This is a genomic window from Spirulina sp. CCNP1310, from assembly GCF_034932185.1.
Taxonomy (GTDB): domain Bacteria; phylum Cyanobacteriota; class Cyanobacteriia; order Cyanobacteriales; family Spirulinaceae; genus Spirulina.
Genome location: NZ_JAYGHW010000010.1, coordinates 33,113 through 58,251, shown reverse-complemented (window position 1 = coordinate 58,251; position 25,139 = coordinate 33,113). Strand labels below are relative to the sequence as shown.

Here is a 25,139-nt window from a genome sequence, read left to right as displayed (position 1 = left end):
ATTGGGAGAAATGTAACAATAATGTGACGATCTGGGCTGATGGAGCGATGCTCTTGCATAAAAAGTCCCCTTGCCACTGAAGAAACCCATAGAGCAACAGGATTCAAGTCAGTATCTCGCTTGCCTTAGTGCAGAGTTTGTTTACCATCTACACTGGCCTGATCTGAGTCAGATCAGCAACAATTTTGCTCAATTATCAGTAATTTTAGTGTCCATAAAATGCTGATTGGGAAGGGAACAAAGTCGCTCCCTTCCTTTTTTAGGGTAGGGGCGAAAAATTTTTTGCCCCTCCTTTCATATCCCCTAATGTAAATTTTCTCGCATCTTTTGAATCATGGCCTCCGGGGGAATGGTTAACTGTTGGAAGATTTTACAGATAAAAGATAGGGGTTTGTTTTGGGCGATCGCCTGTTGCCAGGTTAATAAAAATCCCAACAAAATATGCTCAGTGTTGATCAAAATTGCCCCGGATTCATTGGCCACAATCAGCGCTGAATTTAAAATCGCCGTTGCCTCCCCACTAAAGGGAATATCATGGGGGGATTCTTTCCCCGTCGGGCTGCCCATCGCCTCCCGAAGCCGCAGCACGGTCAAGCCCCATTCCTTAAGATGATGGGTGGCCAGGCCACTCCCTTCCAGCATTAAACCCAATAACAAATGTTCTGCCGCAATGGCATCGTGACCCGTGCGAATCGCTTCTGATTGGGCCAAAAGTAATGCCTGTAAAACTTTGCCCCCTAAACGATCATAAATGGGAGCATCAATAAAGTTCTCAAGACTTTCTTGTTCAACGGTCGCCACCTCTGAAGCCGTCAACCATTGCTCTTTTTTATCATTGACCCGACCCCAATCAATGACCCGCTGCCGCACACAACATTCTGCATAGAAAAAGGCTAATAAATCCTCCAATAAATTAACATCAACCCCATAGGTAACGGGATCTTCCCCCCGATGGAGTACACCCTGTTGGCAAAGTTTATTGAGATGTTGATGCAAAATCGGGGCGGGGATTTTAATTCGCGCCTGTAGCTCTGTCGCCGTTAGGACATGGGGATATTTTTTAACCAGCAGGCGCACAATGGTGAGGCGGGCAGGAGTCCCTAGGGCAGCAAGGAGGTCGGCGTAGTGGGTGATATTGTCGTGGTGCATGGCAGGAAAATCAAGGGCAACAATCGAAATGGGGTTAAGGGGCGATCGCGATCCTCAAGGGTTGATCCGGTACGGAGACAGAGGACTAAAGTCCTCACTACGAACTTGAGGACTAATGCTCTGACAACAAACGTTTGAGGACTAATGTTCTGACAACTAAAGTCCTGATGACGAGCGTCTGTGAGATGCACCGGGTTGATCTGGCTTGATCCCCTCTAGTGGGGAAGTGATGGGATCGCATGACATTTGTGTCTTTCTCCATTCTAAGCACTGGCCATTGGCAAACTCACACCGGGGTCAGGGCCGATCTGGGAATGCGCTAGCCATCCCGCTAAAAATCGGGATAAGATACAAAGCTCATCCTCCCATGCTGTGCTCCCAGATTTCCATGGCTCCTGAACAACTGTGGCACGAGGTCTTAACCCGTTTAGAATACCGTTTGACCCGCCCCACGTTTGAAACTTGGGTGAAACCCACTCAAGCCAAGGCTTTGACGGAGCATATGTTAGTCCTGGAGGCTCCGAACCTGTTTGCCTGTAATTGGCTCCAAAAGCACTACCTCCAACCCATTGGCGAGGTGATTATTGAAATTCTCGGCCATCCCCTGGAGTTACAGATCACCACTGCCCAGGGGGAAATGCGGGATCAAAGTTGGCATCTCGAAGGATCTCTCTTGGCGGGCAACGAACGCAATGATGACCCCCAACGGCCCACAGAAACGCCCTTTAACCGTAAATACATCTTTTCTCGCTTTGTGGTGGGGGCGAATAATCGCATGGCCCATGCGGCGGCGTTGGCGGTGGCGGAATCTCCGGGGCGGGAGTTTAACCCGCTGTTTCTCTGTGGGGGGGTCGGGTTAGGGAAAACTCACCTGATGCAGGCGATCGGTAATTACCGCTTGGAAATTGAACCGCAAACCCAGGTGTTTTATGTTTCAACAGAAAAGTTTACCAATGATTTAATTACCGCCATTCGCCAAGACAGTATGGAGGAGTTTCGGGAGCATTACCGGGCGGCGGATGTGTTGATGATTGATGATATTCAGTTTATTGAGGGCAAGGAATACACCCAAGAGGAGTTTTTCTATACCTTTAATACGCTTCACGAATCCGGTAAGCAGGTGGTTCTCGCGGCCGATCGCCCCCCCAACCAGATCCCCCGACTCCAGGAGCGGCTCTGTTCCCGGTTTTCCATGGGGCTGATTGCTGATGTCCAGGCTCCGGATTTTGAAACGCGGATGGCGATTCTGGAAAAGAAGGCGGATGATGAAAATGTGCGCCTCCCCCGGGCGGTGAAGGAATATCTCGCCACCCACTACACCTCTAATATTCGGGAACTGGAGGGGGCGTTAATCCGCACGATCGCCTATACCTCCATTTCTGGCCTACCCATGGCGGTGGAGCATATCGCACCAATGCTCAATCCGCCAGTGGAAAAGGTGGCGGCGACACCGGAGGCGATTTTAGGGGCGATCGCCACCCTCTTTGATGTCTCCATTGAGCTACTCAAAAGCAATTCCCGCCGTCGGGAAATTAGCTTGGCTCGCCAGGTGGGGATGTATCTGATGCGTCAACATACCAATTTGAGCCTACCCCGCATTGGTGAAGAGTTTGGCGGCAAGGATCATACAACCGTTCTCTATAGCTGTGACAAAATTGCCCAACTGCGACAAAAGGATACAAAACTCAATCAAACGTTAATTCAACTGAGCGATCGCATCACTGTTTCCCGCCCTCACCCCTATTCTTCGTCGTGAAGCCCCGGATTTAAGGCAGATTTGGTTAACTTTGCGAACAAATTTAATAAAGTTTTAAGATTTGCGCAATAATCCCCCAGTTTGGGAGCAATCCCCTTATTGTATTAGTCAAGTTCTCACCAGAACCCATTGCTCAAGCGGATGGCGTTAAACCCTTTCCCTCAGCAATCCGGAATTAGGAGTCTAGCCATGCGTTTTTCCTTTCAGCACGTCCAATCCTTTCTGTTGACAGCAATCTTCAGCTTTACCCTACCGTTGCTGTTGATTGGCAGCCTGTTGGGGAGCTTAACGGTTGTCCATTGGTTGCCGGGCCTCACCGCCATTGGTTATCAAGCCTCAAACTTTGTCGTCAATTTCTTAGCAACATTTGGTGATGGCCATGCCCTTAACGGCAGTTTCGTGATTGCCGCCGCCTTTGGGTTTGTGGGGGGTCTCTTCTACGCCTGCACCCCTTACCATTATCACGATTCCATTGGTTGCCCCTAGGGATGGGGTAAAAGGGTTGTCCGTTAACCCTAGGGGAAGGGGGCGAAAAATTTTTCGCCCCTACGCCTGTTTGTAGTGAGGACTTTAGTCCTCATCTTCCTAAAATGCAGGAGTTAAAAGAGTTTTAACGCCGACAAATTTTTAGGCTTGTTTAGCTTTTTTCGGGGCCGGTTGAATCCCATTGAGGAACATCGGCACAAACTTCTCCATGAAGTCTTGAGGGTTGCGATCCCAGGCTTTTTTCGCCACATGAAGCCGGGTCATTTGCAACTGGGGAGAGAGGAGGGTTTGGGGTAATCGCTCCATTAAATATTGAGGCCGATCCCACAAGGGGAGCTTGTTGGTGATTTCCACTAAATCATTGAGGCGGCGCAGTTCTGCCCCCGCCATGATATCCATGCCTGCTTCATAGGCGGCTTGCTCGATGCGGCTGTATTTTTCCTTGGCGGCGGTGACTTTTTGACGATGGCGATCGCTCTTTTTGGCCATTTGGGCCAGGAGGCGATTGCCCCAACGCACATGGCCGGTTTCCTCAGGGAAAATCTGCTCAATCGTGGCGCGAATTTTGTCGTTTTCCTCACTGGGGGCAGCTTTTAGGGCTTGAATATGGGCAGAAAAATACTCACAGCCTCGCTTTTCGGTGACATTGATCGCCGCTAAGGCCTCAATCACTCGCTCTTCAGGATTGGCGGAAGCATCCCCTAACAACCGCTCAAATTCGCCAATATAGGAAACACCGGGAGGCGTACCCAAATCTTCCCCCAATTCATAGAGCAAATCCGTCAGCCAAACGGCATGGCGGGCTTCATCCGCCACATGACGGGCGAGATCCCGCACCAATTCCCTTGGTTCGCCGTTGAGGAGTTCAATTAATTCGGTGAGGTCTTTGCAACTGTGTTGCTCGTTGAAGCGGTAACGGTTGAGCGTCACCATATGGATTTCGCGGTTTTGAATGACTTGCTCAAGGATGGCGCGGGCATCCATGCCGTAGTGGGTTTTGCGGGGATAGGTAACGGTCATCGTTAAAAATGAAAGTATGGTAAAGAAATGTTAACTCCCTAGGTTAGCGTATGCTCTCGATCTTGGGGGCAGTGGCGTAGGGGCGAAAAATTGGGGCGAAAAATTTTTCGCCCCTACGAAGGGTGAGATTCGTCTTGTTGCAATGCCTCTAGATGGCGATGGACATCGAGGGCAAGGGTGAGGGCGGGGGCGAGATATTGGGCGAGATCGGTGGCGGTGTTGGCCTGTTCGAGGCGTTGGACGGTGGCGAGATTAGTGGTGAAAAGTTCGGGGTTGAGGGCGATTTCGGTGAGGAGGTCGCGGTTTTCGCGTAAAAGTCGGGCGGTGGCGATCGCCTTCACCAAATCCTCACGAATTAACTTCAACGCCTGTAATAATTGCCGTCGCGTTGCGGGAGTTAACCCCGGATTGCCTAATTGTTGCAGTTGATCATTGAGGTGGAGCGATCGCACAATCCGGTTAAAGGCCTCGACTTCAGCCTGAAGGCGATCCAATTCCTCCTGATCTTGGAGGTCTAAATCCCCATAACCCACCGATTCCCCCCGCCAACGGCGCAAATCCCCCCGCAACAACCAGGCGATCGCCCCCACCAAGGGCAACAATCCCAAGGTAATATCCAACCCCGGCACACCAATCCCCCATTGGGCTAATCCAAACAGGAGGAAACTGCCCCCTAAACCGAAGAGGAGCGATCGCACCCGTTGCCCTTCCGTACCGGGCAATTGCCAGGGGAGCATGAGGCCGGAGCGATCGCTAAATTCCTCAGGGGTGATCAACAGGGTTTGTAAATCACGGGGTAGTTTATTCATCCGGCAACCAAGCCTTACCCGCACGATTCACGGTAATTTGGTGTTGACTGCCCAGGTCAAAATCCAACCAGCGGGCCAGGGGCATTGTAATCCGGTAGTTCTTACCATTCTCCCCATTAAAATCCACATGGTAGGTTTCCTCACTGGCCCCCTGGCGCTCCTGGGGGCCAAGGACAATTTGAGGCCAATAAGGATTGTGATCGTTGCCGCTGGTTTGGGGCGTGCGATTCACCAGCCAGCGATCAATTTCATAGGTGTATTTGGGTTGATACACCGGCTCATCTCGATAGATCGGCTCCTCATAGGTTTCCGTGCGGGTACGAGTTTCATAAACGGGGCGATCGCACATTCGATCCTTAAAAAAGCCATTACCAAGATCCACTGTGCCACAAACATAACTTTCAGAACCCACCTGCACCTGTTCCGACACATCACGGCTGCGGGTTTCATATCGCTCTAAAACCTGATCGTAGTGGTGAATTTCTTCCTGTTGACTGAGGAGACGGCCCCCAGCGGGGATCGACCAGTCTGACTCTACCAGCGTTGTCAGTTGCTCAATCTCAATCGACCGCTGCCAAGACGTTTGAGTAACGGTCGCATTGATTTGTTGAGGTTGAAACCAAAAAATCAGCAGCGCAACCAAGGCCCCGATCAAACCTAAACAGCCCAGTTGCCACCGGGATTTTCTGGTCGGCGGTTTGACTGGAGTCGGCGTTTCTAGGGTGGCGTTGTTTACAGACTGGATGGCTTGGTGTTTTTCCCCTTGGGGCGCACCGCAATCACTACAGGCGGGAGCTTCCGCCCGATTACTAGAGCCGCAATAATCGCAAATCCAATCCGCTCCAGAATTAGCGATCGCCAATTGTGCCGCATTGGCAACAGCCGGGGCATTTTCGGGTAAGTAAAACTTGATCCCCTCGGGCCGGGTTGCGCCACAATTGCCGCATTTTGTATCCCGCCCTAGTAATCCGGTTGTGCCACAGGTGGGGCAATCCCACCGTCCTTCTCGAATCGCCATAGTCTGAACTCATGCAAGATAACTCTATTCGCTTTTATAACCCTGCTTTTTGCTCAATCCCTCGAAAGTTCCCCCTTCTGTAATCTCGTGCCATGGCTCTGCCATGGTACGGGCATCAGGCGGCTCTGCCGCCTGGTGGATTTGCCTAACGAATTTCGAGCCTGGGCCAGAGGGCATAGACTTGGCGGGGATCGTTCCAGGTTTGGAGTTGCCGCAGTTGCGTTTGGAGTTGCAACCATTGGGCGGTGAGGGGGCTAGGGTTTTGCACAGACAACGTGCGCATCAGTAATTCTTCAAAACTGGGTTCATTTTGGTATTCCTCCACGCCCCAATCTTCTCCCAATTTTGCCCGCTCCGCTGCATAGGCGATCGCCCGCTCCAAACCCCCAATTTCATCCACTAAACCATTGCTCAACGCATCTGCCCCCGACCATACCCGACCTTGGGCTAATGCCGCCACTTGGGCCGGGGGGAGGTCGCGACCCTTAGCCACTTTTTCTAAAAAGAGGGTGTAAATTTGATCGACAAATTGCTGAATTTTGGCAATTTCAGCATCGGTTTTAGGGCGAGAAATGGTATCAAGATCCGCCAAAGGAGCAGTTTTGACCGTATCCCAGGTAATGCCGTTGTTGTTGGTAATGCCTTCAAGATTGAGCAACAGACCAAATACACCGATAGAGCCGGTAATCGTGTTGGTTTCGGCAAAAATGCGATCGCCCCCCATGGCAATCCAGTAGCCCCCAGAAGCCGCCACATTGCCCATGGAAATCACAATCGGTTTTTCCTCGCGGGTCAGTTGCAATTCCCGCAGGATCAACTCTGAAGCCGTCGCACTCCCCCCCGGACTATTAACCCGCAACACAATTGCTTTGATGCTGTCATCGTCGCGCAACTCCCGCAATTGCCGAATCAGGCGATCGCTGCCGATCTGCTCAATTTCCCCCTCCCCATAGACAATTTCCCCCTCGGCATAGAGGACGGCAACATTTTGGCTATGGTAACTACTGCTGGCAAGGCTGACATCATTTTGATAGTAATTACTGAGGCTAATTTGTCGAAAATACCGTTTTGGCTCCTCGGTTTCTTCTGTGAGTTCCCGCAACTGAACGGCTATTTCATCAAAATAGGCAATCTCATCTACTAAACCCGCTGTTAACGCAGCTTCTGGTAATAAAATTCCTTGATTCGCAGCAATTTGTTGCAATTGTTGGGGGGTTTTGTCGCGATCGCCCCCCACCACCGTTAAGAAATCCCCCCACAGATCCCCCAAAAGGGCGGTCAGTTGCTCCCGATTTTCCGGGCTGAATTCTGTTTCTGTGAACGGCTCCACCGCTGATTTATACTCTCCCACCCGCAAGACCTGCACCCCAATTCCAAAGCGATCCAAAGCCCCAGTTAGGAAAGACTGCTCGGCACTCAAGCCATTCATTTCCATCGATCCTAGGGGGTTAATCACCACTGGGTCGGCAATGGAGCCAAGGTAATAACTCCCTTCACCCCAATCCACACCGTAGGCAACGATTTTTTTCCCCGATGCTTGGAACGCTTCGAGGGCAGGCCGCAACTCCCGCAACATGGCAAAACCGAGGCCCGCTTCCCCCTGCCGACCATCGATCAACAGGGCCACAATCCGGTCATCTTCTGCTGCTGCTTCTAGGGAGGCGATCGCTTGGCGTAAGGTGAGGTTTCCGGTTTCAGTGGAAAAAACCGTGGTCAATTCCCCCAAGGGTTGGGTATCGCGGATCGGGGTGGAGAGATCCCACACCAAAACACTGCGATCGCGCACCACCATTTCTTCCTCTTCACTAATCCCGAAGGCAACGATCAACAACAACAACAGCCCACCACTCACCACCCCCGCCAACACCAAGGCCAAAATTACCCCCAAGGTACTGGCCAACACATCCCGCAATTTCAGCATGATTCTTTCCCCATTAATCCTTTAACCGTCGTAGCATTTGGGACTGTTTCAAATCCGCTACGGTGCGATTGCCTGTACAAAATAATACTGTAGCGATTTCAGCCTCTAGGCGTTGCACCAATTCCCCCACCGCCGTTTCTGAAATGGCCGCCGCTTGCAAAAAAGGGAAGGCTAAACCCACAAGATCCGCCCCCAAACTCAAGGCTTTGGCTACCTCCAAACCATCGCGAATGCCTCCGGAGGCAATTAAGGGCAACTGTGGCAACAAACGGCGCACACTCACTAAACAATCCGCTGTGGGAATCCCCCAATCAGCAAACGTGCGGCCCAATTGCCGCTGTAAGGGGGTTTCCGCCCGTTCGCTTTCCACCTTGGCCCAGGATGTGCCGCCGGCCCCCGCCACATCAATGGCCGCCACCCCTGCATTCAACAACTTTTGGGCCATGGCCCCAGAAATGCCATTGCCCACTTCTTTAACGATTACGGGAACCGGCAACCCTTGGCAAACTTCAGCAATTTTCGGCAACAAGCCTTTAAAGTTTTTATCGCCCCTGGGTTGGATACATTCCTGAAGGGGGTTGAGGTGGAGGATCAGGGCATCGGCGGCGAGGCGATCCACCACTTCCCGGCATTGCTCCACCCCATAGCTGTAGTTCAATTGCACCGCTCCCAAATTGGCAAACAGGAGAATATCAGGGGCGTGCGATCGCACATCAAAAGTTTCCCCCAACTCCGGCCGCTCCACCATAATCCGTTGGGAACCCACCCCCATGGCCAGGCCATAGGTTTGGGCGGCGATCGCCAAATTCCGATTAATTTCCTGGGCTTGGGCTGTGCCGCCGGTCATGGAGGAGATCAGCAGGGGCAACCCCAAGGTTTTACCGAAAAAGGTGGTTTTGAGATCAAGCTCCTCATAGTCCAGTTCCGGCAAACAAGCATGGCTAAAGCGGTAATGCTCAAACCCGGTGGTTTGTTGACGGCATTGAACATCTTCTTCGAGGCAGATGCGAATGTGATCCGCCTTGCGGGTTTGGGTGGTTGGAATCATCGGGTATTTACAAGGGCAAGGGTTTGATCCATCTTCTCACCCTGGCCAGCTTCAGGAATGGCAAAATTTTGAATATAATAAACTCGTTCTGAATTGAGGGCAGATCCCCATGGTTCAAGACCCTTTCCCCTTCCGTTGGCAACATCCCCTGCCGACGATGTACGACCTCCCCAGCGAAGACCCGGAGGAACCCGGTTTGCCTGACGAATTCCACGCTTTTCAACCCACGCTCCTCAGCTTGACCTGTCGCCCCACCGCTATACCCCGTGAGGATTGCTTCACCGCCCAAGATTTGAATCTTTACTACGATCCCCGTCATCCCCTTTGGCATAAACGCCCGGATTGGTTTCTCGTGATTGGGGCGAATCGGGTGGATCGTCAAGATGCGTTGCGCTTAAGTTATGTGGTCTGGCAGGAAGGGGTGATGCCTTTTTTGGTCGTGGAGTTGCTTTCTCCCGGCACGGAGGCAGAGGCTTTAGGCCAAACGCTCCGGGTGGTGGATCGCCCCCTGACGAAATGGCAGGTTTATGAGCAGATCCTTCAAATTCCCTACTATGTGATTTACGATCGCTATACCTATACATTGCGGGCCTTTGAGTTAACGGGGGGACGCTATCAACCCTTGGATTTGCCGGAGTCGAAACTGTGGTTAGAACGCCTCGGTTTGGGCTTGGGGATTTGGCAGGGAGCCTATGATGGCGTGATGGGCCAATGGTTGCGCTGGTATGATGCCGAGGGGGTTTGGGTTCCCACACCGGAGGAACGGGCGGAACAGGAAAGGCAACGGGCCGATCAAGCGGTGGCGGATCTAGCGGCGGTGCAGGCGGCCCAGGTGCAGGCGCAAGAGGGGGCGATCGCCCGTCTCATGGCCTTGGGTTTAACCCCCGAACAGGTAGCGGCGGCTTTGAGGTGGCAAGATCCCCCCTGCCCCCCTTAAAAAGGGGGGTTTCCGGAAATTAACCCCCTTTTTAAGGGGGTCGGCGCAGCCGGGGGGATCGTTAGCCTAACAACGAAGCGAGATCCCCTGGCTCTGGAAAAGGCAGGTTTTCAGAGCGGTATAATCGGAAGCCTGAATGTTTTTTAACTTGATGCAATCATGAAGGGTCTAACAGACTGGCTTGTGAAACGGTTAGAAGCCGCCGTCCCCTATGTGGAAAAAATTGTGCCGTACTTCTCCAAAGTGGGGGAATCGGTCTTTTTCACCACCGAGCAATTTCCCTGGGCCAAAACCCTCGAAGCCAATTGGACTGTGATTCGCCAAGAACTGGATCAAATCCTCGAACGGGTGGAAGACCTGCCCAACTTCCAAGATATTTCCAAACGGCAATACAGTATTGCCAATGATGACCGTTGGAAAACTTACTTTTTTTGGGCCTTTAGTTTTCGGGCTGAACAGAATTGCGATCGCTGCCCCCAAACGACCAAACTCCTCGAAACCATCCCCGGCTTAAAGGTGGCCTTCTTCTCGATCCTCGCCCCCGGCAAACATATCCCCCGCCATTGCGGCAAACATAAAGGCTTCATCCGCTATCACCTCGCCCTCAAAGTCCCCGAACCCCGCGCACAATGCCGCATTCAGATCGCCGATCAAGTCGCAATCTGGGAAGAGGGCAAGAGCTTGATTTTTGATGATACCTATGATCATGAGGTGTGGAACGACACCGAAGGCTATCGGGCCGTTCTGTTCCTGGATGTGATGCGGCCCTTGCGGTTTCCCCTTTCCTTCGTTAATTGGCTCGCCTGTCATCTCGTCGCCGCTTCCCCCATTGTCCAAGATGCCAAAGCCAACCATGAGGCTTGGGAACAAAAATTTGAAGCCCAAGCCGAACCCCTGGCTACTCGCCGCTAAATTCCTCCTCTTCCTCCCCTTCCGTGGGGGGAACGAGGGCGACAGCGGCGATCGCATCTTCCTGATCCAACCGTTGCACCCGCACCCCCGTCGCGCTGCGGGATTGGGGCGAAATGGCATCGACAACTTGGCGGATAATAATCCCCCGATGGGTGATCAGCATTAACTCATCCCCCTGATTCACCACCCCCAAGGCCACCAATTCATCATTATCAAACTTAAACTTAATCGCCCGCAGGCCCAAACCGGCCCGCCGTTGTAGCCGGAACTGATCCACCGGAACCCGCTTGCCGTAGCCCCGTGAAGTGACAGCCAACACCCAGGGGCCATCCCCCACCTCCGTTAGCACCTCTTCACTGGGCGTTAAATCATCCTCTTCCTCACCATCGGTTTCGGCAAGGTGGGCAATGATTTGGCTCGGCAGAATATCCATACCGATCAGTTCATCCTTAGCCCGCAACTTCATCGACTTCACCCCCCGCGTTGCCCGACCCAACGGGCGCAACTGCGTCCCATCGGCCCGGAAATGGATCGCCATCCCCTGACGGGAACCGATGATGATGCTATCGCTCGATTTTGCCAATCGTACCCAACGGAGTTGATCCCCTTCAGCGAGGGAAATGGCGATCAGGCCATTGGTGCGAATGTTGCTAAAGGCGGAAAGGGCGGTTTTTTTAATAAAACCCTGTTTCGTGAGCATGACGAGAAAATCTTCATCGGTGAACTCGCTCACCGCAATGATTGAGGTGATTTTTTCATCGCGGGGAATGGGGAGCATTTGGACAATCGGCACGCCCCGGGCTTGACGGGAGGCGGTGGGGATTTTGTAGGCGTTGAGGGAATAGACCACGCCGCGATCGCTAAAAAATAGCACCACATTATGATCACAACAGGTGAGGAAATGCTCCACCGCATCATCCTGTTTAATCTTCGCCCCCGCCCGGCCCCGGGTGGCGCGGTGCTGTGCCTCAAACGTGTTCACGGGCATCCGCTTAATGTAGCCCTGTTCCGTGAGCAGAATTAAAACCGCTTCATTGGCAATTAAATCCGTTTCATCGAGATCCCCTTCAGCGGCGAGGATTTCCGTGCGGCGGGGGGTGGCGTGGATCGTTTTAATTTGCTCCGCTTCTTCGATGATGATTTCATCAATGCGTTCCCGCCGGGCAAGGATATCTTCGAGATCCGTAATTGTGGCTAGTAATTCTAAATGTTCCGCTTCGATTTTGTCCGCTTCTAAAGCCGTGAGGCGGCGTAGTTGCATTTGTAAAATGGCATCGGCTTGGGCTAAGGAAAGGCTGAAACCCTCCATCAGCGCCTCTTTAGCCATGGCAGCATCGGCGGCTTGGCGGATGGTGTGAATGACAGCATCAAGATTCCCTAGGGCATTTAAGAAGCCTTGGAGGATGTGATCCCGTTCTTGGGCTTTGCGAAGTTTGTAGCGGGTGCGGCGGGTGATGGTTTCGACGCGGAAGCTTAAGAAAACGGTGAGGAATTGCTTGAGGTTAAGCAGTTGCGGTTCCCCATCAACGAGGGCCAACATATTCGCCCCAAAGTTATTGCGGATCGGGGTTTGTTTGTAAAGGTTGTTGAGGACAACGCGGGCGATCGCATCCCGTTTCAGTTCAATCACAATCCGCATCCCATCGCGATCGCTCTCATCGCGAATATCAGAAATGCCCTCAATTTTCTTGTCATTGACCAAATCGGCAATCTTTTCGATCAAAGCCGCCTTATTGGTTTGGTAGGGGAGCGAAGTAACAATGATCGCCTCGCGATCGGGCCGGCCAGGATGCTCCATCAACTCAATATTCGCCACCCCCTGCATCGTGATCGAGCCGCGCCCGGTCATGTAGGCATCTTGAATGCCGCCATAGCCGAGGATTTGCGCCCCAGTGGGGAAATCGGGGCCTTTAATGATTTTGCACAGATCCGCCAATTCCAGATCCGGGTTATGCACCAAAGCCACCAACCCATCTACCAATTCCCCTAGGTTATGGGGGGGGATATTTGTCGCCATCCCCACCGCAATCCCCGATGAACCATTGAGGAGGATTTGCGGAATGCGGGCCGGCATCACCACCGGCTCCTGTTGAGAACCGTCGAAGTTATCAGCAAAATCGACGGTTTCCGCTTCCATATCCCGAAGCAGGGCGTTCACCGTCAGCGTGTGGAGGCGAGATTCGGTGTATCGCATTGCCGCCGGGGGATCATTATCCACGGAGCCAAAGTTGCCATGACCCTGAATCAAGGGATCCCGCATTGAAAAATCTTGGGCCATGCGCACCAAGGCATCATAAACCGCTGTATCCCCGTGGGGGTGATATTTCCCCAAAACTTCCCCCACCACACGGGCGCATTTACGAAAGGGGCGATCGGGGGTGAGTCCCAATTCATACATAGCGTAGAGAATGCGCCGATGGACTGGCTTCAGGCCGTCTCTGGCATCGGGCAAAGCCCGACCCACAATCACGCTCATGGCGTACTCTAGGTATGACCGCGACATTTCGTTGCGTAAATCTGTCGGGACAATCCGATTTTCGGGGGAAGCCATAGAAAAAACTCCGTTGCGGTCACAGGCTAGCAAATACTGGCAATAAACAGCAAAAAGCAGTGGGTACTGCTCTTTGTCGCCAGCAAACACTGGTGATGGAATGAATTTAGCTTGTCCATTCTACCACAGTCGAGGCTTGGCTTCCCGCTGTTGCGGTTCCCCGCGCAGCCGTGATCGATCAAGGGCTGAGGGGGTTAATCCCCCACCCGCACCCGCTGTGTCACCATCGTCATGCCATCGCCCCGGATTAGCACCGCCGAAAACCAGCGATCGCCCCCATTGGGATCCTCCCGCCCCCGTTTAAAAATGCCCCCCGCTTGGAGCAGTTCTAAATCAAAGCTGGCTTGGCTGAGATAGTTGGCGGTAACAGATTCTTCCAAGGCGGCCCCCATTAAGAGATCTCCTTCGAGGGGTTCCTGGACAATCACGTCAAAATCAAAGCTTTCCCCCGCCCGTACCTGTTCGGGCAAATTAATATCTACATTGGGGGGCCGTTCGCCGATAAAAATTAGCGTCCGCTCGGTGAGGATTTCTTGACTGTTAATCTGTTGGGTTTGGGGGTTGATCCGTTGGCGCGATCGCACCTCTGAGCGCAGTCTCACAGGTTGCTGTCCTTCAAAACGGGTTCCGGAAACTTGGGTCAGGGTTTCCGCAATCAGGTCATCCCCCTCCATTTGCCAATTTTGTACCTCAATGTCATAGCTCAAGCCGTTGTATTCCCGCCATAACCCTTCTAGGCCTTGGGCTAAAGCACGGGCGGCTAAATTATCACTGGTGGTGAACGTGGGGCTATAAAACTGCATCACCGCATCAAGATCTTGGCGATTAGCAGCGGCTTCCAGTTGATTGAGGGTATTTTGTAGCTCTGGGGGGATGGGTTGCGGGGTTTGGGCATGGCTCAGGCGGGGCAAGCCCGTGAGCAAGCCCAGGGTGAAGAGTCCCGATAAAACCACACGCTGAAAGGCAAAGTTTCCCATTGATGGTACGTTTAGTAACTGGAGTTCCGACAAACTCACTATAACTGATGCACCTATTGATTGCCGCAAGTGGCACCGGCGGGCATATTTTCCCGGCCCTGGCCGTGGCCCAACAGTTGACCGAGGGGGAAATTCATTGGTTAGGGGTTCCCGATCGCCTCGAACAGGTTTTAATTCGCCCCCATTATCCCCTCCACACCATTACCGTCAGCGGCTTTCAAGGGCGGCCGGGCCTCCATTCTTTAAAAATTTTACAACGGCTGATCTTCGCCACCCGGCGCGTCCGGCAATTAATCCAGGAGCATCGCATTGAAGCGGTATTCACCACGGGGGGATACATTGCTGCCCCGGCGATTTTGGCGGCCCGTTGGGCGGGGATTCCGGTGGTGTTGCATGAATCCAATGCCATTCCGGGGAAGGTGACGCGGTTGTTGGCCCGTTTGTGTACTCAGGTGGCGGTGGGGTTGCCCGATGCGGCGCAATATTTGCCTCGTCGTAAAACCCGCTGGACGAGTACACCCGTGCGAGAAAATTTCCTTACGCCTCAACCTTTAGATTTTCCGATTCCGGAGGATGCTCCCCTGTTGGTGATTGTGGGGGGATCTCAGGGGGCGGTGGGGGTGAATCAGTTGGTGCGGGCCTGCGCCCCGGCTTGGTTGGCGACGGGGGCCTATCTTGTCCATTTGACGGGCGATCGCGATCCCGATGTTGATCGTTTGACGCACCCCCATTATTTCCCCCTCCCTTTTTGTGAAAATATGGCGGGGTTGATGCAGCGGGCGACGCTGGCCATTGGCCGCTCTGGAGCGGGAACGTTAACAGAGTTAGCCATTACCCATACCCCAGCGGTGTTGATCCCCTATCCCTTTGCGGCAGAGGATCACCAGTATTATAATGCCATGGCCATGGTTAATGCCGGGGCGGGGATTGTGTTCCGCCAGGAGGATTTGGCGATCGCCACCCTCGAAACCACCGTCCTCGACCTCCTCAAAGATCCCCAAAAATTAGCCACTATGGCCCAACAGGCAGGAACCCTAGCCGTCCCCGATAGTGCCGCCCAACTGGCCCAAATGCTCCGGGACTTAACCCGTCCTTAAAATTAGCCCCAATCCCAATTCATGCAAGATGGCTCTTCTTGGTTTGTGAGGGTCTTCAGTCAATACGATGGAATTGACTCCATTGGATATAGGGTTTTCAATGATGAGAACTCTACCTCCCCCTTTTAAAGGGGGATTGAGGGGGATCTCTGAACCGCGCAGAAATTTCAAGAGAGAAGTATTGGATGATCAGTTGAGCTAAATGGTAAACGATGGGAATCGAAACTGCATTACCAAATTGTTTTTTGGCAATGGCAGGGTTAGGATGAATTGCAAAATCTTCAGAGAATCCTTGTAGTTTGGCATAGTCTTGAGGGGTGAGAGCGCGGAATTTACCCGGAAGATAAATCGATTTAATAAAATTTTGTTTATATTCTTGGGGTTCAGCATCCGGAAGCGTTGCTGTAGCAATAAAGTCTTTGGTTCCACTCGCAGTTAAAGTACCAATTGCCTGGGCATGGGGTAAAAAAATTCGAGCAACCCCATTAATACCTGTCGAAATTTTAGAATTTTCAAAATCAAATAAGTGATCAGCGGTGATTCTAAAAATGTTTTGATCTACCAGTTGTTTCAGTTCTGATCTCTGCAAATTAGGAATCAAGGCTTGCAAGTGGGAAAAGTTGAGGGGGTTGCCATCCCTTGAACCATATTTTTTCTTTCTGCGATTCTTTAAAAGTGTTTCACAGATCAGTTTTTGGCGATCGCTCGTTTCCATCAAATCCCAAGAATGAATTGTTGTGTGACCATCGCGCACATCGGTAAACAGGAAAAAATCATTGAGTTCATCACTCCGCTGAAATCGGCCACGGGAAGCCGGAATACGATTTCCAAACAGCAATTGCGGTGAAAATTTACGTTTTTTAACGGGTTGATTGGGTAAATCTTCAAGAAAATCATAAAGATGACAAGGTTTAACGGATGGTGGAAAAAATTTAAACTGATTACAATTAGGTAAATCTCGCCGCAAACCCCACAAAAAAAGACGATCCCGATCTTGGGGTAAGCCAAAATCATAACTATTCAAAATTTGCCAATAGACACAATAACCGCTGTTGCGTAAATGGTGTAAAATCCAATCAAAACTACCCCGATGACGCGGCTCTGTTAAGCCCTTCACATTTTCCAATAAAAAAGCCTTGGGTTGGCTCTGTTCAATTAATCGACAAACATCAAACCAGAGTTTGCCGAGTGGATCTGCGAATCCTAGAGTTTTGCCAGCAATTGACCAAGCTTGACAGGGAACTCCCCCCACGACTAAATCCAGGTTGAGAGGTAATTGCTCAACTTGCGAAACATCCCCTAGATTCGGTGCGAGTTCTGGACTATTCCAGTTGTTTTGATACGTGGCGATCGCTTCTCGATCAATTTCAGCATAGGCTAAACAATGCCCCCCTAATTGGGACAAGGGCAACCGAAAACCACCAATACCCGCAAATAAATCAACAAAAGTAAAGATTTTGGCAATAGGTTTGGGTAAATTGGGCGGTAATAGGTCAAATAATGAAGTTTGCATGACAGAAAAAGGCTTGCTTTTGATCGGGTTTAACAATGTTGAGGTAATTGCCGTTGTTGCTGTTCAATGGCCTCAAAAAGAGCCTGAAAATTCCCCGCCCCAAAACCTTCAGCCTGCGATCGCCGCTCAATCAATTCAATAAAAAACGTCGGTGCATTAAAAATTGGCTCCGTGAAAATCTGTAATAACAGGGCATCGGGTTGGGGGCAATCGATGAGAATACCAGCGGCTTGGAGACTGCGCCAGGGGCGATCGCGCCAAGGCAAATGGGGATAGCGCTTTTTAGACTGTTGATAATAATCCGGGGGGGGCGAGAGGAACGCCACCCCGGCCGCCTGTAACCGTTGGGTTAAAGGCAAAATCGCCCCTGGAGCCAAGGCAATATGCTGCACCCCAGAGCCACCATTGTGATCCAGAAAGGTTTGAATCTGAGAATTGGGCGTGCTGGGTTCATTGATCGGGAGTTGTAGCCCACTGTGGGGATGGCGCAACACTTGGGAATCGAGGCCAGAATCAGCGGTATGGATCTTAAATCGCTGTTGGGGAATCAGGCCAAACACCGCTGCATACCAAGCCACCACCGGCACAAGTTCCCCTCTAGGCACATTCAGCACCAGATGATCAAGGGTAAGCGTTTGATGGCGTAGGGCAGGTTGGCTTTGGGTGTAGAGGGGATGACGCATCCCCCAAGGCGTGATGATTGTGGGTTGGGAAGCGGTGAGATCAAGGCGGCCCCCTTGGGTTTCAGCAAAGCGAACGGTTGCCTCTAGATCACTAACAGTAAAGGCAACAGCCGCCACACCGGGGCTGTGGTGGTCTAGGTATTGCGCCACAGGACTACTCCCCCTTTGAGGACTAGCAAATTCCAGCCACACCGCCCCACGGGCCACCCCCCGCCGCAAGGTTTCCCCATCTTCTTGGCGATGGGTGGGAATAAAGCCAAATTTCTGCACAAACCACCCTTGCCAATAGTCAGCATCTTGGACATAAAACTGGAGATGGTGAATCTGCATTGGTTTGGAGCCTCGTTGTCTGGCTCTATCTTAGCGCTTGGAAAACTATCTTCACCGGAGCAGGTTTTCCCACCAATGGAGTAAAGGATGGCCCCGGTGTGGGATGTAGCGGCCCCATGTTTTGATGGCATTGAGTGAAGATCGTAAAGTTTCTTTGGAAATATTCTCGACTTCTGACCAGTTTTTAATCATTGCTAAGGTTGAAAAAATTTGTAGGTGCGGTGCTTCTTGTTGGAAAAAAGCGATTGCTTTTTTATCATCGGTGGCGATCGCCCAGTCTCGATGCATTGCAATAGCACAGGTTGCAGACTCACCATCATCCCTCAACTGAGAAGCATAGTTCACGAAAGTTTCTTCCTCAGCTTCAGAATTAAAATCTGCAACAGTTAGTAAGCCTGTTTCTATTGCTGATTCAAACGGATTGATGTCCTGATTATTTTCATTAACGAGGCGTTGAAGCGTCAGTAATTCTCTAGCTCTAACGACCTCAGTGATCACGACTTTCGCCGGTATGGACTGTATGATTTTAAGTAAATGACCAGAAGCACAGAGGTTCAAGACACAACAAGCATCAAGAACGACATGGGAGTTTTTGATTTCCATGATTTATCTCCCAATGTTTTCCACCTGGCGCAAATCTAAGTCAGCAAATTCTGCCAACATCCCACTCGAATGTTCACGCAATGATTCTGCAATGCGTCGAGCTTCTAGGCGATCCACTCCTAGAAAATCTGCAAAGCGTCCTTCTGTGATTAGTCCTTGATCTAATGCTTCAATGGCAAGGTGCTGATAATGGATTGGAAGTTGATCAGCTTGCTGATTGATCTCTTGTAGACCTAGCTCCTGTTGTACCTTCTTAACTTTCAAGCCTCGATCTCGCAAACGATCCCAAGTCCCGGAGGGAAGTAGTTCAATATCTTCTAACCGATAAACCAGAGCTTCTATGGATACTCCATAATAATAAGCAAGGGTAAACAAATTAGTGGGCGTGAATTTGCCATGGGTTCGATACATATCATTAAATCGACTCAGCAAGCCACTGGTGGGCATGAGAAAATACTTGGCAAAAGCTTCAGCTAGTCTTTCACTTTCTGGAACCCTTTTGTATTGCCCCTTTAGATCAACAAAATCAATGACAGGCTTTTGTCGATGGGCCAGAAAATGAAGATAGCCATGGGCCATTGACCAACGCCGACGTTCCTCGTAGTGATTCAGGTTTATGGCCATACAGCCACCAAGTTGTTCATCATAGCTATAAATCTCTGAATATGTTCCGGGCATATTGAGGTAAAACACCCGAATTCCTACACTTTGCTCCAAGATGTCTCGCAGCATGGGGATGGGGCTATCTCCTAGGCCAAGTCTTTGCCGTTCTGCGATCGCCATACTTTCCGCTGCTGCTTCTATCGGCATATTGTTGACATCATATTCCTGCGGATAGTTACGGGAAATTGGAGCATCCATGATCTGCTCAAGCTCCAAGTAATTGCGGCACAGTTCTTCAAAGCGCTGAATAACGGGGCTGATTTGTGCTTCGTCTTGCTCATTGCGTTGATAAGCAGCGCGGAATTGAACCGGAAAAGGTTCACTAACAGGGGTGGAATGCCCAACAAAATCACTGACAGATCGCCCATAGGCACGAGCCAATTTGATTAATTCATTAGCTTTAAGTCGTCGCTCTCCCTTTTCAATCGCAACAACGGTAGTCCGTGCCGCATCAATGACTTTAGCAGCATCGGCTTGGGTCATTCCCATTTTTTTCCGAGCTTGCTGTAGGAGCGCTCCTAAATTTCGTAAATCAATACTGTTGAGAATGTTAGTCGCCATTGCTACTTAGAGTTCTTTGCTGTCTTCACGATAACCAAGAACTCTGACATTATCAATAAAAACTACCGTTTTTCCTTCAAAAATGTCAGGATGGGCTTCAAAAAAGTTAAATTCCTCTATTCATATCGAATCCGCTTAATCAGACAGTACAAAGCTGTAGATGATGTAGGGGCGAAACATTTTTGTGCCTCCGGCAGGCTTACGCCAACGCCCCTACGCAGATCAACGCTACAACCGGATTCCGGATAAGGTTTCACAAACCGGCTTTTTGGAAGAGTTGGGTGGGGGTGAGGGTGAGGCCGGGGAAGAGAGGGTCAGTGAGGGGGGTATCGCCCCGATAGGTGATGGCCATGGCATCGGGGTGAAAGACGGTGATCGTTTGGGCGCGGGGATCGATGACCCAAACCCTTAGGACATCGCTGATCAGGTAGTCCATGGCTTTGGCGGCCATATCGCCAAACCGTTGGCCGGGGGAAATGATTTCGACGACGAGATCCGGGGGGACGGGACAGGGTTCGTCTTCTAGGGGACGGGGAGGGAGATGATCGCTCCCCACATAAAAAACGTCAGGGATCGGCACCCAATCCTCTCCCTGACGTTGGAGCACCACCGACCATTCCACACCAATCTCGCCCCGGTCTTCGCCCCAATCCTCAAGGATGCGGAGGATTGCCCGTTGGGTTTTGGAGTGAAAGCGTTGGGGAGTCATTTTGGGGATGATTTTGCCTTCGATCAGTTCAGCACGGTCGGCGATCGCCTCCCCCATCGGCAACGTGAGAAATTCGGCGAGGCTGACCGGCTCTGAAATTGTTGAAGTTGGATTAACCATGGTGCTGATCCTGGGCTAAGTGGGATCGGTTGGGGGAAGAACTTAAACCATCGTCAGTTCCCCCACCACCTCTAACCGTTTGTGGTCGTCGATTTTCATAAATTGATCCGCTAAGACTTCGGCAACAGGGGGCGTAAGCCAACCCAGTTGGCGCAATAGGTGGATGGCGATCGCATATTTGGCCCGTTTCGCCCCATCCCGGACTTTAATCGCCAAACCGAGGCCCTGGCCCACCCGGCCAATACATTGAATCCCCTCAGCCCCGGATTTACTGACTAACTCTCCCTCCGTGAGGCGCATTAACTCTGTATCAAAGGCCCCTTCACCGGCCACCATGCGGGGATGATGGGTCATGGCCCGCAAAATCCGTTCCAGATCGAGATTATCCCCCGATGCCAATTGGGCATAGAGCCGCGCCATCTGGATCATAGGCATGGAATAGGTGGGCGCTCCGCAGTCATCGCGGGCGCGGATGAATTCTTCAGCGGGCATCCCCAAAAGTTCACTCACTTTGCTAATGATTAACTTTTGCACCGGATGGCTACGGTGGAGGTAGGTTTCGAGGGGGAAATACCGCTGTTGGGAGACTGCGAGCATTCCGGCGTGTTTGCCGGAGCAATTGTGCTGGAGGGGGCTGTCTTGGCCCTTAGGCGTGGGGCATTGGAGGGCGGTGGGGTCAATGTCGCAACGCCAGAGGATATGGAAGACTTGGCGGGATTGCTCCACTGTGCCTTGATGGGAACCGCACATGATGGCGAGATCGCGATCGCTCAAGCCAAACCGCTCTAATGTGCCGGTACTGGTGACGGCGAGGGCTTGGAAGGGTTTAAGGGCGGAGCGGATGAACGTGCTCATTTCGCCATTGCCTGCCTGGGAGAGGAGCCGGCCCCGATGGTCGGTGATCACGGCGGTGACTTTGTGGGTGGATTCTAGGATGCCCTCCCGCAACAGTTGGACTTCAAGTTCTGGGGTGGTGTTGCGTAGGCTACGACTCATAGGAATTTGGTTGAAAAATTTTGCTGGGGGTTGGGTTAAAACGGGGCAGGAAGGGGGGCAATGGCTGCGGCCAAGCACCAAAGCACCAGGCCAGAGGTGGCGGCGATCGCCATCCCTAGGAGGGTTTTTTGTAACCGCTGGAGGATGGGTTGTACTTGATAGGATACAACGAGGCGATCGCGCATCAGCACTTCTGGGGGTTTGGGCCATTTTTGGCCATCATACCAACCGGATTCTTCATAAATCACCTCTGGTTTTTGGAGGCGATCGCCCACATAGCGCCAACCGAGATACAAGCGCACCACCAGCAAGAACAGGAAAAATAGCGCCCCCTCACTGGCCAAGATCGCGAAGCGTAGCGGCCAGCGCTCCGGCGCAAAACTGGCCGCTGCCGTCGGCCCCGCAATCAGCCAACTCCAGGCCCACACCCAAGCCAATTTACGCAGATACACCCAGCGGGGTTGCACGGGCCAATTAAACAGCCAAGCCTCCCGCATTTGTTCGTACTCCTTGAGGGGCTGCTGATCCTCCGGGACGGGACAAAAAGCAGCGGAATCGGGAGCCATCCTAGGCCTCAACGGTGGTAGGGGTGAAATCGAGGCGATCGCCATGGCCCCAAAAAGCCTCAAGGTTATAAAACTCCCGTTCTGTCGGGAGCAACACATGGATAATCACCTCCCCAAAATCCAACAACACCCAACTGCCTTCCGCCTTGCCCTCGGTGCGTAAGGGGTAGCGTTGCCATTGGATTTCCATTTGGGCTTCGACTGCATCGGCGATCGCCCGCACCTGAGTCCGCGAAAACCCCGTCACCACCACAAAATAATCACTCAAATAGCAAACATCCGTCACCCGTAACAACGTAATATCAACAGCCTTACGCTCATCAGCAGCCACCGCCGCCGTCCAAGCCAATTGGCCCGCAGGGTCTGCCGCTAGGGTATCGGGAATCAGTGGGGGAGAAACGGGGGATTGGGTCATGCACTCAGGATTTTAAAAACATCCCCCTGATCATAACAAGCCGATGGAAATTGGGAATTGGCGATCGCCAATTGATCTCGCCGGTTAGGGGGTACATCTCCCTTGGTGGGGGGAAGAAAAGAGGAGAAAAGAGTGAAATTGAAATTTTCCCCTCACTTCCCACTTCCCACTTCCCACTCCCCACTCCCCACTCCCCACTCCCCACTCCCCACTCTCACTTCTCGCTCCTCATGCTCACTTCTCACTCCTCACTCCTTCCGCCTGATGCCCCACTGCGGCTAAAGTTTGCTGAGGTTGCACCAACTTTTTAAACAACATTTCATAGCGATCCAGCGCGTGCTGGAAAGCATAGGTACTAATTGCATGACGGCGGCCCCTTTCCCCCAAACGCTCCACCTCCTCCGGGTGGGCATGGAGCAACTTCACCGCTTCTGCTAAAGCACGGGGATCATCGGGGGGAATCAAAATCCCGCCCCCACTGGCCCGAATCGCCATCGCCGCTGTCCCCTTACTGGGAACCGCCGCTAAAATCGCCCGACCACTGGCCAACAACACCTGAATTTTGGAAGGCATATTAAAAGAAATCACATTCTTCTTCTGCACCACTAGCCCCACATTGGCCGCCGCTAACATCTCCGGCAACTGCTCGCGGGGTTGGAATGTCAACAGCCGCACATTATCAAGCTGTTTTTGCCGACACCGTTGGCGCAACGGTTGCAAAGCATCTTCTTCCCCGACAATCACAAATACTACATCCGGCAGATCCGTTAAAAACCCCGCTGCATCAATCACTTTATTGAGGGGTTGGGTGAGGGCAATGTTACCGGCATAGAGCACGACAAACTTATCTTCTAAGCCATGGTCACGGCGGAATTGATTATCTTCACGGGGGAGGGGTTGGATAAAGTGAACATCAACCCAGTTGGGGATTAGCACAATTTTGTCGGGGTTGACCCCTTTTTCGAGCAGGTTTTCCGTAAAGCCTTCGGAAATGACGGAGATTTTGGTGGCAATGCGGTAGTTGAATTTTTCGAGGGCGGTAAAAATGTAAATCGCAATTTTATTGGTCAACAAGCCGACATGAATTGCGGCATCGGGGAGAATATCCTGGAGGTTTAGCACGACGGGGCAGCGGTAGAGCGCCCCTAACAGGGCTGCCGGAATCCCCACGGGCAACCCCGGAACTGTGAGTAAAATGACATCGGGCCGCCATCCCCGCAATGCCTGAAAGAAACTCAACACCATAAAGCTGAGTTCAAAGAGACCCCGATTGATTAAGTTGCGATTTTTGGTGATTCGCACATAGCACCGTTGGATCTTTACGCCTTTGTGGGTTTCGGTGCAGTAGAGTTTGCCCTCGTAGGGGGGGAAGATGGCGCTGTTGGGATACCAAGGCATAGCGGTGATCACCCGCACCTGATGGCCACGCTTCACCAATCCTTCGGCAAGTTCGGTCATGAGGGGGGCGATGCCGATGGGTTCGGGGTGATAGTTATAGGAGTAGATCAGGATACGCATGATGGCAAGGGGGGGGTGGCGATCGCACAGGCGAAGGATTTAAAACCATATCAAGACAGGATAGATAGCACCACAATGGCAAAATGGCTCAATCGGTCAAGATGAGCTTTCCCCAAAAAAATAGAGCCTTGATACTCTATCCTGCCCTCTATCGTACAAAATTGGGCATAAATATTCCTTAAGAGAAAAACACACCCCCCAATTCATGGCCCACAATGGGGGTATTTCACCCATCCAACCGGGAGTGTTTCCGATGAACATGAGTAAACTCCGCACAGGACTAACGGCGCTGTGCTTAACGTTCCTCCTCCTGCTGACGGCCTGCACTGCGGCTCCTCCTTCGGAGTTTGATCAAGCCCAGCGGGAGAGTACGGAGCGGGGTGCAAGTGCAGTGGCCGAAGATGCGGTCAGTGGCGGCAGTTTTAACCGCTTTTTCCCCAAAACGTCGGGGGATGATGATCTGGTCTATGCCCAGGAAAAAACCGGGTTTGCGCAAGCGAAGCTGATCCGAGGGGGCGAAGAAGTAGCGGTGTTGTCGATTTCGGACATTAGCAGTAACCCCAGCGCGGCGGATAAGTTCGCCGACAGCACCCAAAGTATTAATGATTTTCCCGTCGTTGCCCAAGGCAATCAAGGGACGGCGGTACTGGTGGGCGATCGCTTCCAAGTTAAAATCCAATCCCGCGCCGAGAGCTTCACAGAGGGCGATCGCCTCGACTGGCTCCAACAATTCGACATCAACGGCATCGCCGCCCTCGCCCAATAACCCCCCATTCCCCAT

The 25,139-nt window shown here is 52.0% G+C and carries 23 protein-coding genes; 6 read left to right on the top strand and 17 right to left on the bottom strand.

Annotation, left to right across the window (positions count from 1 at the left end; genetic code table 11):
- Positions 1–303: 303 nt before the first annotated feature.
- On the bottom strand, positions 304–1,149 hold the full coding sequence (locus VB712_RS04745; protein WP_323252657.1) for an ArsR/SmtB family transcription factor: 846 nt from the start codon (positions 1,147–1,149) through the stop codon (positions 304–306).
- A 367-nt stretch (positions 1,150–1,516) separates the two neighbouring features.
- Here VB712_RS04745 and dnaA point away from each other — a divergent pair, with 367 nt between their 5' ends.
- Together dnaA and VB712_RS04735 are read left to right on the top strand one after the other, a co-directional pair.
- Entirely contained in the window at positions 1,517–2,905 is a 1,389-nt protein-coding gene (gene dnaA, locus VB712_RS04740) for a chromosomal replication initiator protein DnaA (protein ID WP_323252655.1), read from the top strand.
- 189 nt (positions 2,906–3,094) lie between these two features.
- A complete protein-coding gene (locus tag VB712_RS04735; RefSeq protein WP_323252653.1) occupies positions 3,095–3,391 on the top strand; it encodes a hypothetical protein in 297 nt (98 codons plus the stop codon).
- Between the two features lie 141 nt (positions 3,392–3,532).
- Here VB712_RS04735 and VB712_RS04730 read toward each other — a convergent pair whose 3' ends face one another.
- The 5 genes from VB712_RS04730 to fni all read right to left on the bottom strand — a co-directional run bounded on the left by VB712_RS04730 (position 3,533) and on the right by fni (position 9,207).
- Complete coding sequence (locus VB712_RS04730; RefSeq protein WP_323252651.1) at positions 3,533–4,411, bottom strand: ferritin-like domain-containing protein; 879 nt, start codon at positions 4,409–4,411, stop codon at positions 3,533–3,535.
- Between the two features lie 113 nt (positions 4,412–4,524).
- Positions 4,525–5,220: a hypothetical protein gene (locus VB712_RS04725; protein ID WP_323252649.1), complete on the bottom strand. Its 696-nt coding sequence runs from the start codon at positions 5,218–5,220 to the stop codon at positions 4,525–4,527.
- Positions 5,213–6,238, bottom strand: a complete 1,026-nt coding sequence (locus VB712_RS04720; protein WP_323252647.1) for a Ran-binding zinc finger domain-containing protein — start codon at positions 6,236–6,238, stop codon at positions 5,213–5,215. Before VB712_RS04720 ends, VB712_RS04725 begins: the two co-directional genes overlap by 8 nt.
- A gap of 145 nt (positions 6,239–6,383) precedes the next feature.
- The gene (gene sppA, locus VB712_RS04715; protein ID WP_323252645.1) at positions 6,384–8,159 is read right to left on the bottom strand and encodes a signal peptide peptidase SppA; all 1,776 of its coding nucleotides are present in this window, start codon (positions 8,157–8,159) and stop codon (positions 6,384–6,386) included.
- Between the two features lie 13 nt (positions 8,160–8,172).
- Positions 8,173–9,207, bottom strand: coding sequence for a type 2 isopentenyl-diphosphate Delta-isomerase (fni, locus tag VB712_RS04710; RefSeq protein WP_323252643.1), 1,035 nt, complete (start codon positions 9,205–9,207; stop codon positions 8,173–8,175).
- A 109-nt stretch (positions 9,208–9,316) separates the two neighbouring features.
- On the opposite strand from fni, the gene VB712_RS04705 reads away from it, so the two are divergent.
- Together VB712_RS04705 and VB712_RS04700 are read left to right on the top strand one after the other, a co-directional pair.
- Complete coding sequence (locus tag VB712_RS04705) at positions 9,317–10,144, top strand: Uma2 family endonuclease (RefSeq protein ID WP_323252641.1); 828 nt, start codon at positions 9,317–9,319, stop codon at positions 10,142–10,144.
- Positions 10,145–10,303: 159 nt separating this feature from the next.
- Positions 10,304–11,056 (top strand): aspartyl/asparaginyl beta-hydroxylase domain-containing protein, encoded by a 753-nt coding sequence (locus tag VB712_RS04700; protein WP_323252639.1) that lies wholly within the window; start codon positions 10,304–10,306, stop codon positions 11,054–11,056.
- On the opposite strand, the gene gyrA is transcribed toward VB712_RS04700, so the two are convergent.
- Entirely contained in the window at positions 11,043–13,607 is a 2,565-nt protein-coding gene (gene gyrA, locus VB712_RS04695) for a DNA topoisomerase (ATP-hydrolyzing) subunit A (RefSeq protein WP_323252638.1), read from the bottom strand. The two genes, VB712_RS04700 and gyrA, sit on opposite strands and share 14 nt — an antisense overlap.
- Positions 13,608–13,801: 194 nt before the next feature.
- Entirely contained in the window at positions 13,802–14,584 is a 783-nt protein-coding gene (locus VB712_RS04690; RefSeq protein ID WP_323252636.1) for a nuclear transport factor 2 family protein, read from the bottom strand.
- 44 nt (positions 14,585–14,628) lie between these two features.
- Here VB712_RS04690 and murG point away from each other — a divergent pair, with 44 nt between their 5' ends.
- Positions 14,629–15,681, top strand: coding sequence for an undecaprenyldiphospho-muramoylpentapeptide beta-N-acetylglucosaminyltransferase (gene murG / locus VB712_RS04685; RefSeq protein WP_416236251.1), 1,053 nt, complete (start codon positions 14,629–14,631; stop codon positions 15,679–15,681).
- A gap of 112 nt (positions 15,682–15,793) precedes the next feature.
- On the opposite strand, the gene dcm is transcribed toward murG, so the two are convergent.
- The 9 genes from dcm to VB712_RS04640 all read right to left on the bottom strand — a co-directional run bounded on the left by dcm (position 15,794) and on the right by VB712_RS04640 (position 24,358).
- Positions 15,794–17,194 carry a DNA (cytosine-5-)-methyltransferase gene (gene dcm / locus VB712_RS04680; protein WP_323252632.1) on the bottom strand — a complete coding sequence of 467 codons (1,401 nt, stop codon included), beginning with the start codon at positions 17,192–17,194 and terminating at the stop codon, positions 15,794–15,796.
- Positions 17,195–17,223: 29 nt separating this feature from the next.
- Positions 17,224–18,207: a 4-hydroxyphenylpyruvate dioxygenase family protein gene (locus VB712_RS04675; protein WP_323252629.1), complete on the bottom strand. Its 984-nt coding sequence runs from the start codon at positions 18,205–18,207 to the stop codon at positions 17,224–17,226.
- A 51-nt stretch (positions 18,208–18,258) separates the two neighbouring features.
- Positions 18,259–18,810, bottom strand: coding sequence for a hypothetical protein (locus tag VB712_RS04670; protein WP_323252627.1), 552 nt, complete (start codon positions 18,808–18,810; stop codon positions 18,259–18,261).
- Between the two features lie 3 nt (positions 18,811–18,813).
- The gene (locus tag VB712_RS04665) at positions 18,814–20,034 is read right to left on the bottom strand and encodes an XRE family transcriptional regulator (protein WP_323252625.1); all 1,221 of its coding nucleotides are present in this window, start codon (positions 20,032–20,034) and stop codon (positions 18,814–18,816) included.
- A gap of 253 nt (positions 20,035–20,287) precedes the next feature.
- Positions 20,288–20,863 (bottom strand): Uma2 family endonuclease, encoded by a 576-nt coding sequence (locus VB712_RS04660; RefSeq protein ID WP_323252623.1) that lies wholly within the window; start codon positions 20,861–20,863, stop codon positions 20,288–20,290.
- A gap of 42 nt (positions 20,864–20,905) precedes the next feature.
- Positions 20,906–21,859 (bottom strand): asparaginase, encoded by a 954-nt coding sequence (locus VB712_RS04655; RefSeq protein WP_323252621.1) that lies wholly within the window; start codon positions 21,857–21,859, stop codon positions 20,906–20,908.
- Positions 21,860–21,894: 35 nt separating this feature from the next.
- Positions 21,895–22,425, bottom strand: coding sequence for a CGLD27 family protein (locus tag VB712_RS04650; RefSeq protein WP_323252619.1), 531 nt, complete (start codon positions 22,423–22,425; stop codon positions 21,895–21,897).
- A gap of 1 nt (position 22,426) precedes the next feature.
- Entirely contained in the window at positions 22,427–22,840 is a 414-nt protein-coding gene (rsfS, locus tag VB712_RS04645; RefSeq protein ID WP_323252617.1) for a ribosome silencing factor, read from the bottom strand.
- 234 nt (positions 22,841–23,074) lie between these two features.
- Positions 23,075–24,358, bottom strand: a complete 1,284-nt coding sequence (locus VB712_RS04640) for a glycosyltransferase family 4 protein (RefSeq protein WP_323252615.1) — start codon at positions 24,356–24,358, stop codon at positions 23,075–23,077.
- A 253-nt stretch (positions 24,359–24,611) separates the two neighbouring features.
- Here VB712_RS04640 and VB712_RS04635 point away from each other — a divergent pair, with 253 nt between their 5' ends.
- On the top strand, positions 24,612–25,124 hold the full coding sequence (locus tag VB712_RS04635; protein WP_323252613.1) for a hypothetical protein: 513 nt from the start codon (positions 24,612–24,614) through the stop codon (positions 25,122–25,124).
- The last annotated feature ends 15 nt before the right edge of the window (positions 25,125–25,139 follow it).

Bases quoted from the DNA above. Each gene is read 5' to 3' on its own strand.
- VB712_RS04745 (WP_323252657.1), bottom strand. From the start codon at position 1,149: ATGCACCACGACAATATCACCCACTACGCCGACCTCCTTGCTGCCCTA.
- dnaA (WP_323252655.1), top strand. From the start codon at position 1,517: ATGCTGTGCTCCCAGATTTCCATGGCTCCTGAACAACTGTGGCACGAG.
- VB712_RS04735 (WP_323252653.1), top strand. From the start codon at position 3,095: ATGCGTTTTTCCTTTCAGCACGTCCAATCCTTTCTGTTGACAGCAATC.
- VB712_RS04730 (WP_323252651.1), bottom strand. From the start codon at position 4,411: ATGACCGTTACCTATCCCCGCAAAACCCACTACGGCATGGATGCCCGC.
- VB712_RS04725 (WP_323252649.1), bottom strand. From the start codon at position 5,220: ATGAATAAACTACCCCGTGATTTACAAACCCTGTTGATCACCCCTGAG.
- VB712_RS04720 (WP_323252647.1), bottom strand. From the start codon at position 6,238: ATGGCGATTCGAGAAGGACGGTGGGATTGCCCCACCTGTGGCACAACC.
- sppA (WP_323252645.1), bottom strand. From the start codon at position 8,159: ATGCTGAAATTGCGGGATGTGTTGGCCAGTACCTTGGGGGTAATTTTG.
- fni (WP_323252643.1), bottom strand. From the start codon at position 9,207: ATGATTCCAACCACCCAAACCCGCAAGGCGGATCACATTCGCATCTGC.
- VB712_RS04705 (WP_323252641.1), top strand. From the start codon at position 9,317: ATGGTTCAAGACCCTTTCCCCTTCCGTTGGCAACATCCCCTGCCGACG.
- VB712_RS04700 (WP_323252639.1), top strand. From the start codon at position 10,304: ATGAAGGGTCTAACAGACTGGCTTGTGAAACGGTTAGAAGCCGCCGTC.
- gyrA (WP_323252638.1), bottom strand. From the start codon at position 13,607: ATGGCTTCCCCCGAAAATCGGATTGTCCCGACAGATTTACGCAACGAA.
- VB712_RS04690 (WP_323252636.1), bottom strand. From the start codon at position 14,584: ATGGGAAACTTTGCCTTTCAGCGTGTGGTTTTATCGGGACTCTTCACC.
- dcm (WP_323252632.1), bottom strand. From the start codon at position 17,194: ATGCAAACTTCATTATTTGACCTATTACCGCCCAATTTACCCAAACCT.
- VB712_RS04675 (WP_323252629.1), bottom strand. From the start codon at position 18,207: ATGCAGATTCACCATCTCCAGTTTTATGTCCAAGATGCTGACTATTGG.
- VB712_RS04670 (WP_323252627.1), bottom strand. From the start codon at position 18,810: ATGGAAATCAAAAACTCCCATGTCGTTCTTGATGCTTGTTGTGTCTTG.
- VB712_RS04665 (WP_323252625.1), bottom strand. From the start codon at position 20,034: ATGGCGACTAACATTCTCAACAGTATTGATTTACGAAATTTAGGAGCG.
- VB712_RS04660 (WP_323252623.1), bottom strand. From the start codon at position 20,863: ATGGTTAATCCAACTTCAACAATTTCAGAGCCGGTCAGCCTCGCCGAA.
- VB712_RS04655 (WP_323252621.1), bottom strand. From the start codon at position 21,859: ATGAGTCGTAGCCTACGCAACACCACCCCAGAACTTGAAGTCCAACTG.
- VB712_RS04650 (WP_323252619.1), bottom strand. From the start codon at position 22,425: ATGGCTCCCGATTCCGCTGCTTTTTGTCCCGTCCCGGAGGATCAGCAG.
- rsfS (WP_323252617.1), bottom strand. From the start codon at position 22,840: ATGACCCAATCCCCCGTTTCTCCCCCACTGATTCCCGATACCCTAGCG.
- VB712_RS04640 (WP_323252615.1), bottom strand. From the start codon at position 24,358: ATGCGTATCCTGATCTACTCCTATAACTATCACCCCGAACCCATCGGC.
- VB712_RS04635 (WP_323252613.1), top strand. From the start codon at position 24,612: ATGAACATGAGTAAACTCCGCACAGGACTAACGGCGCTGTGCTTAACG.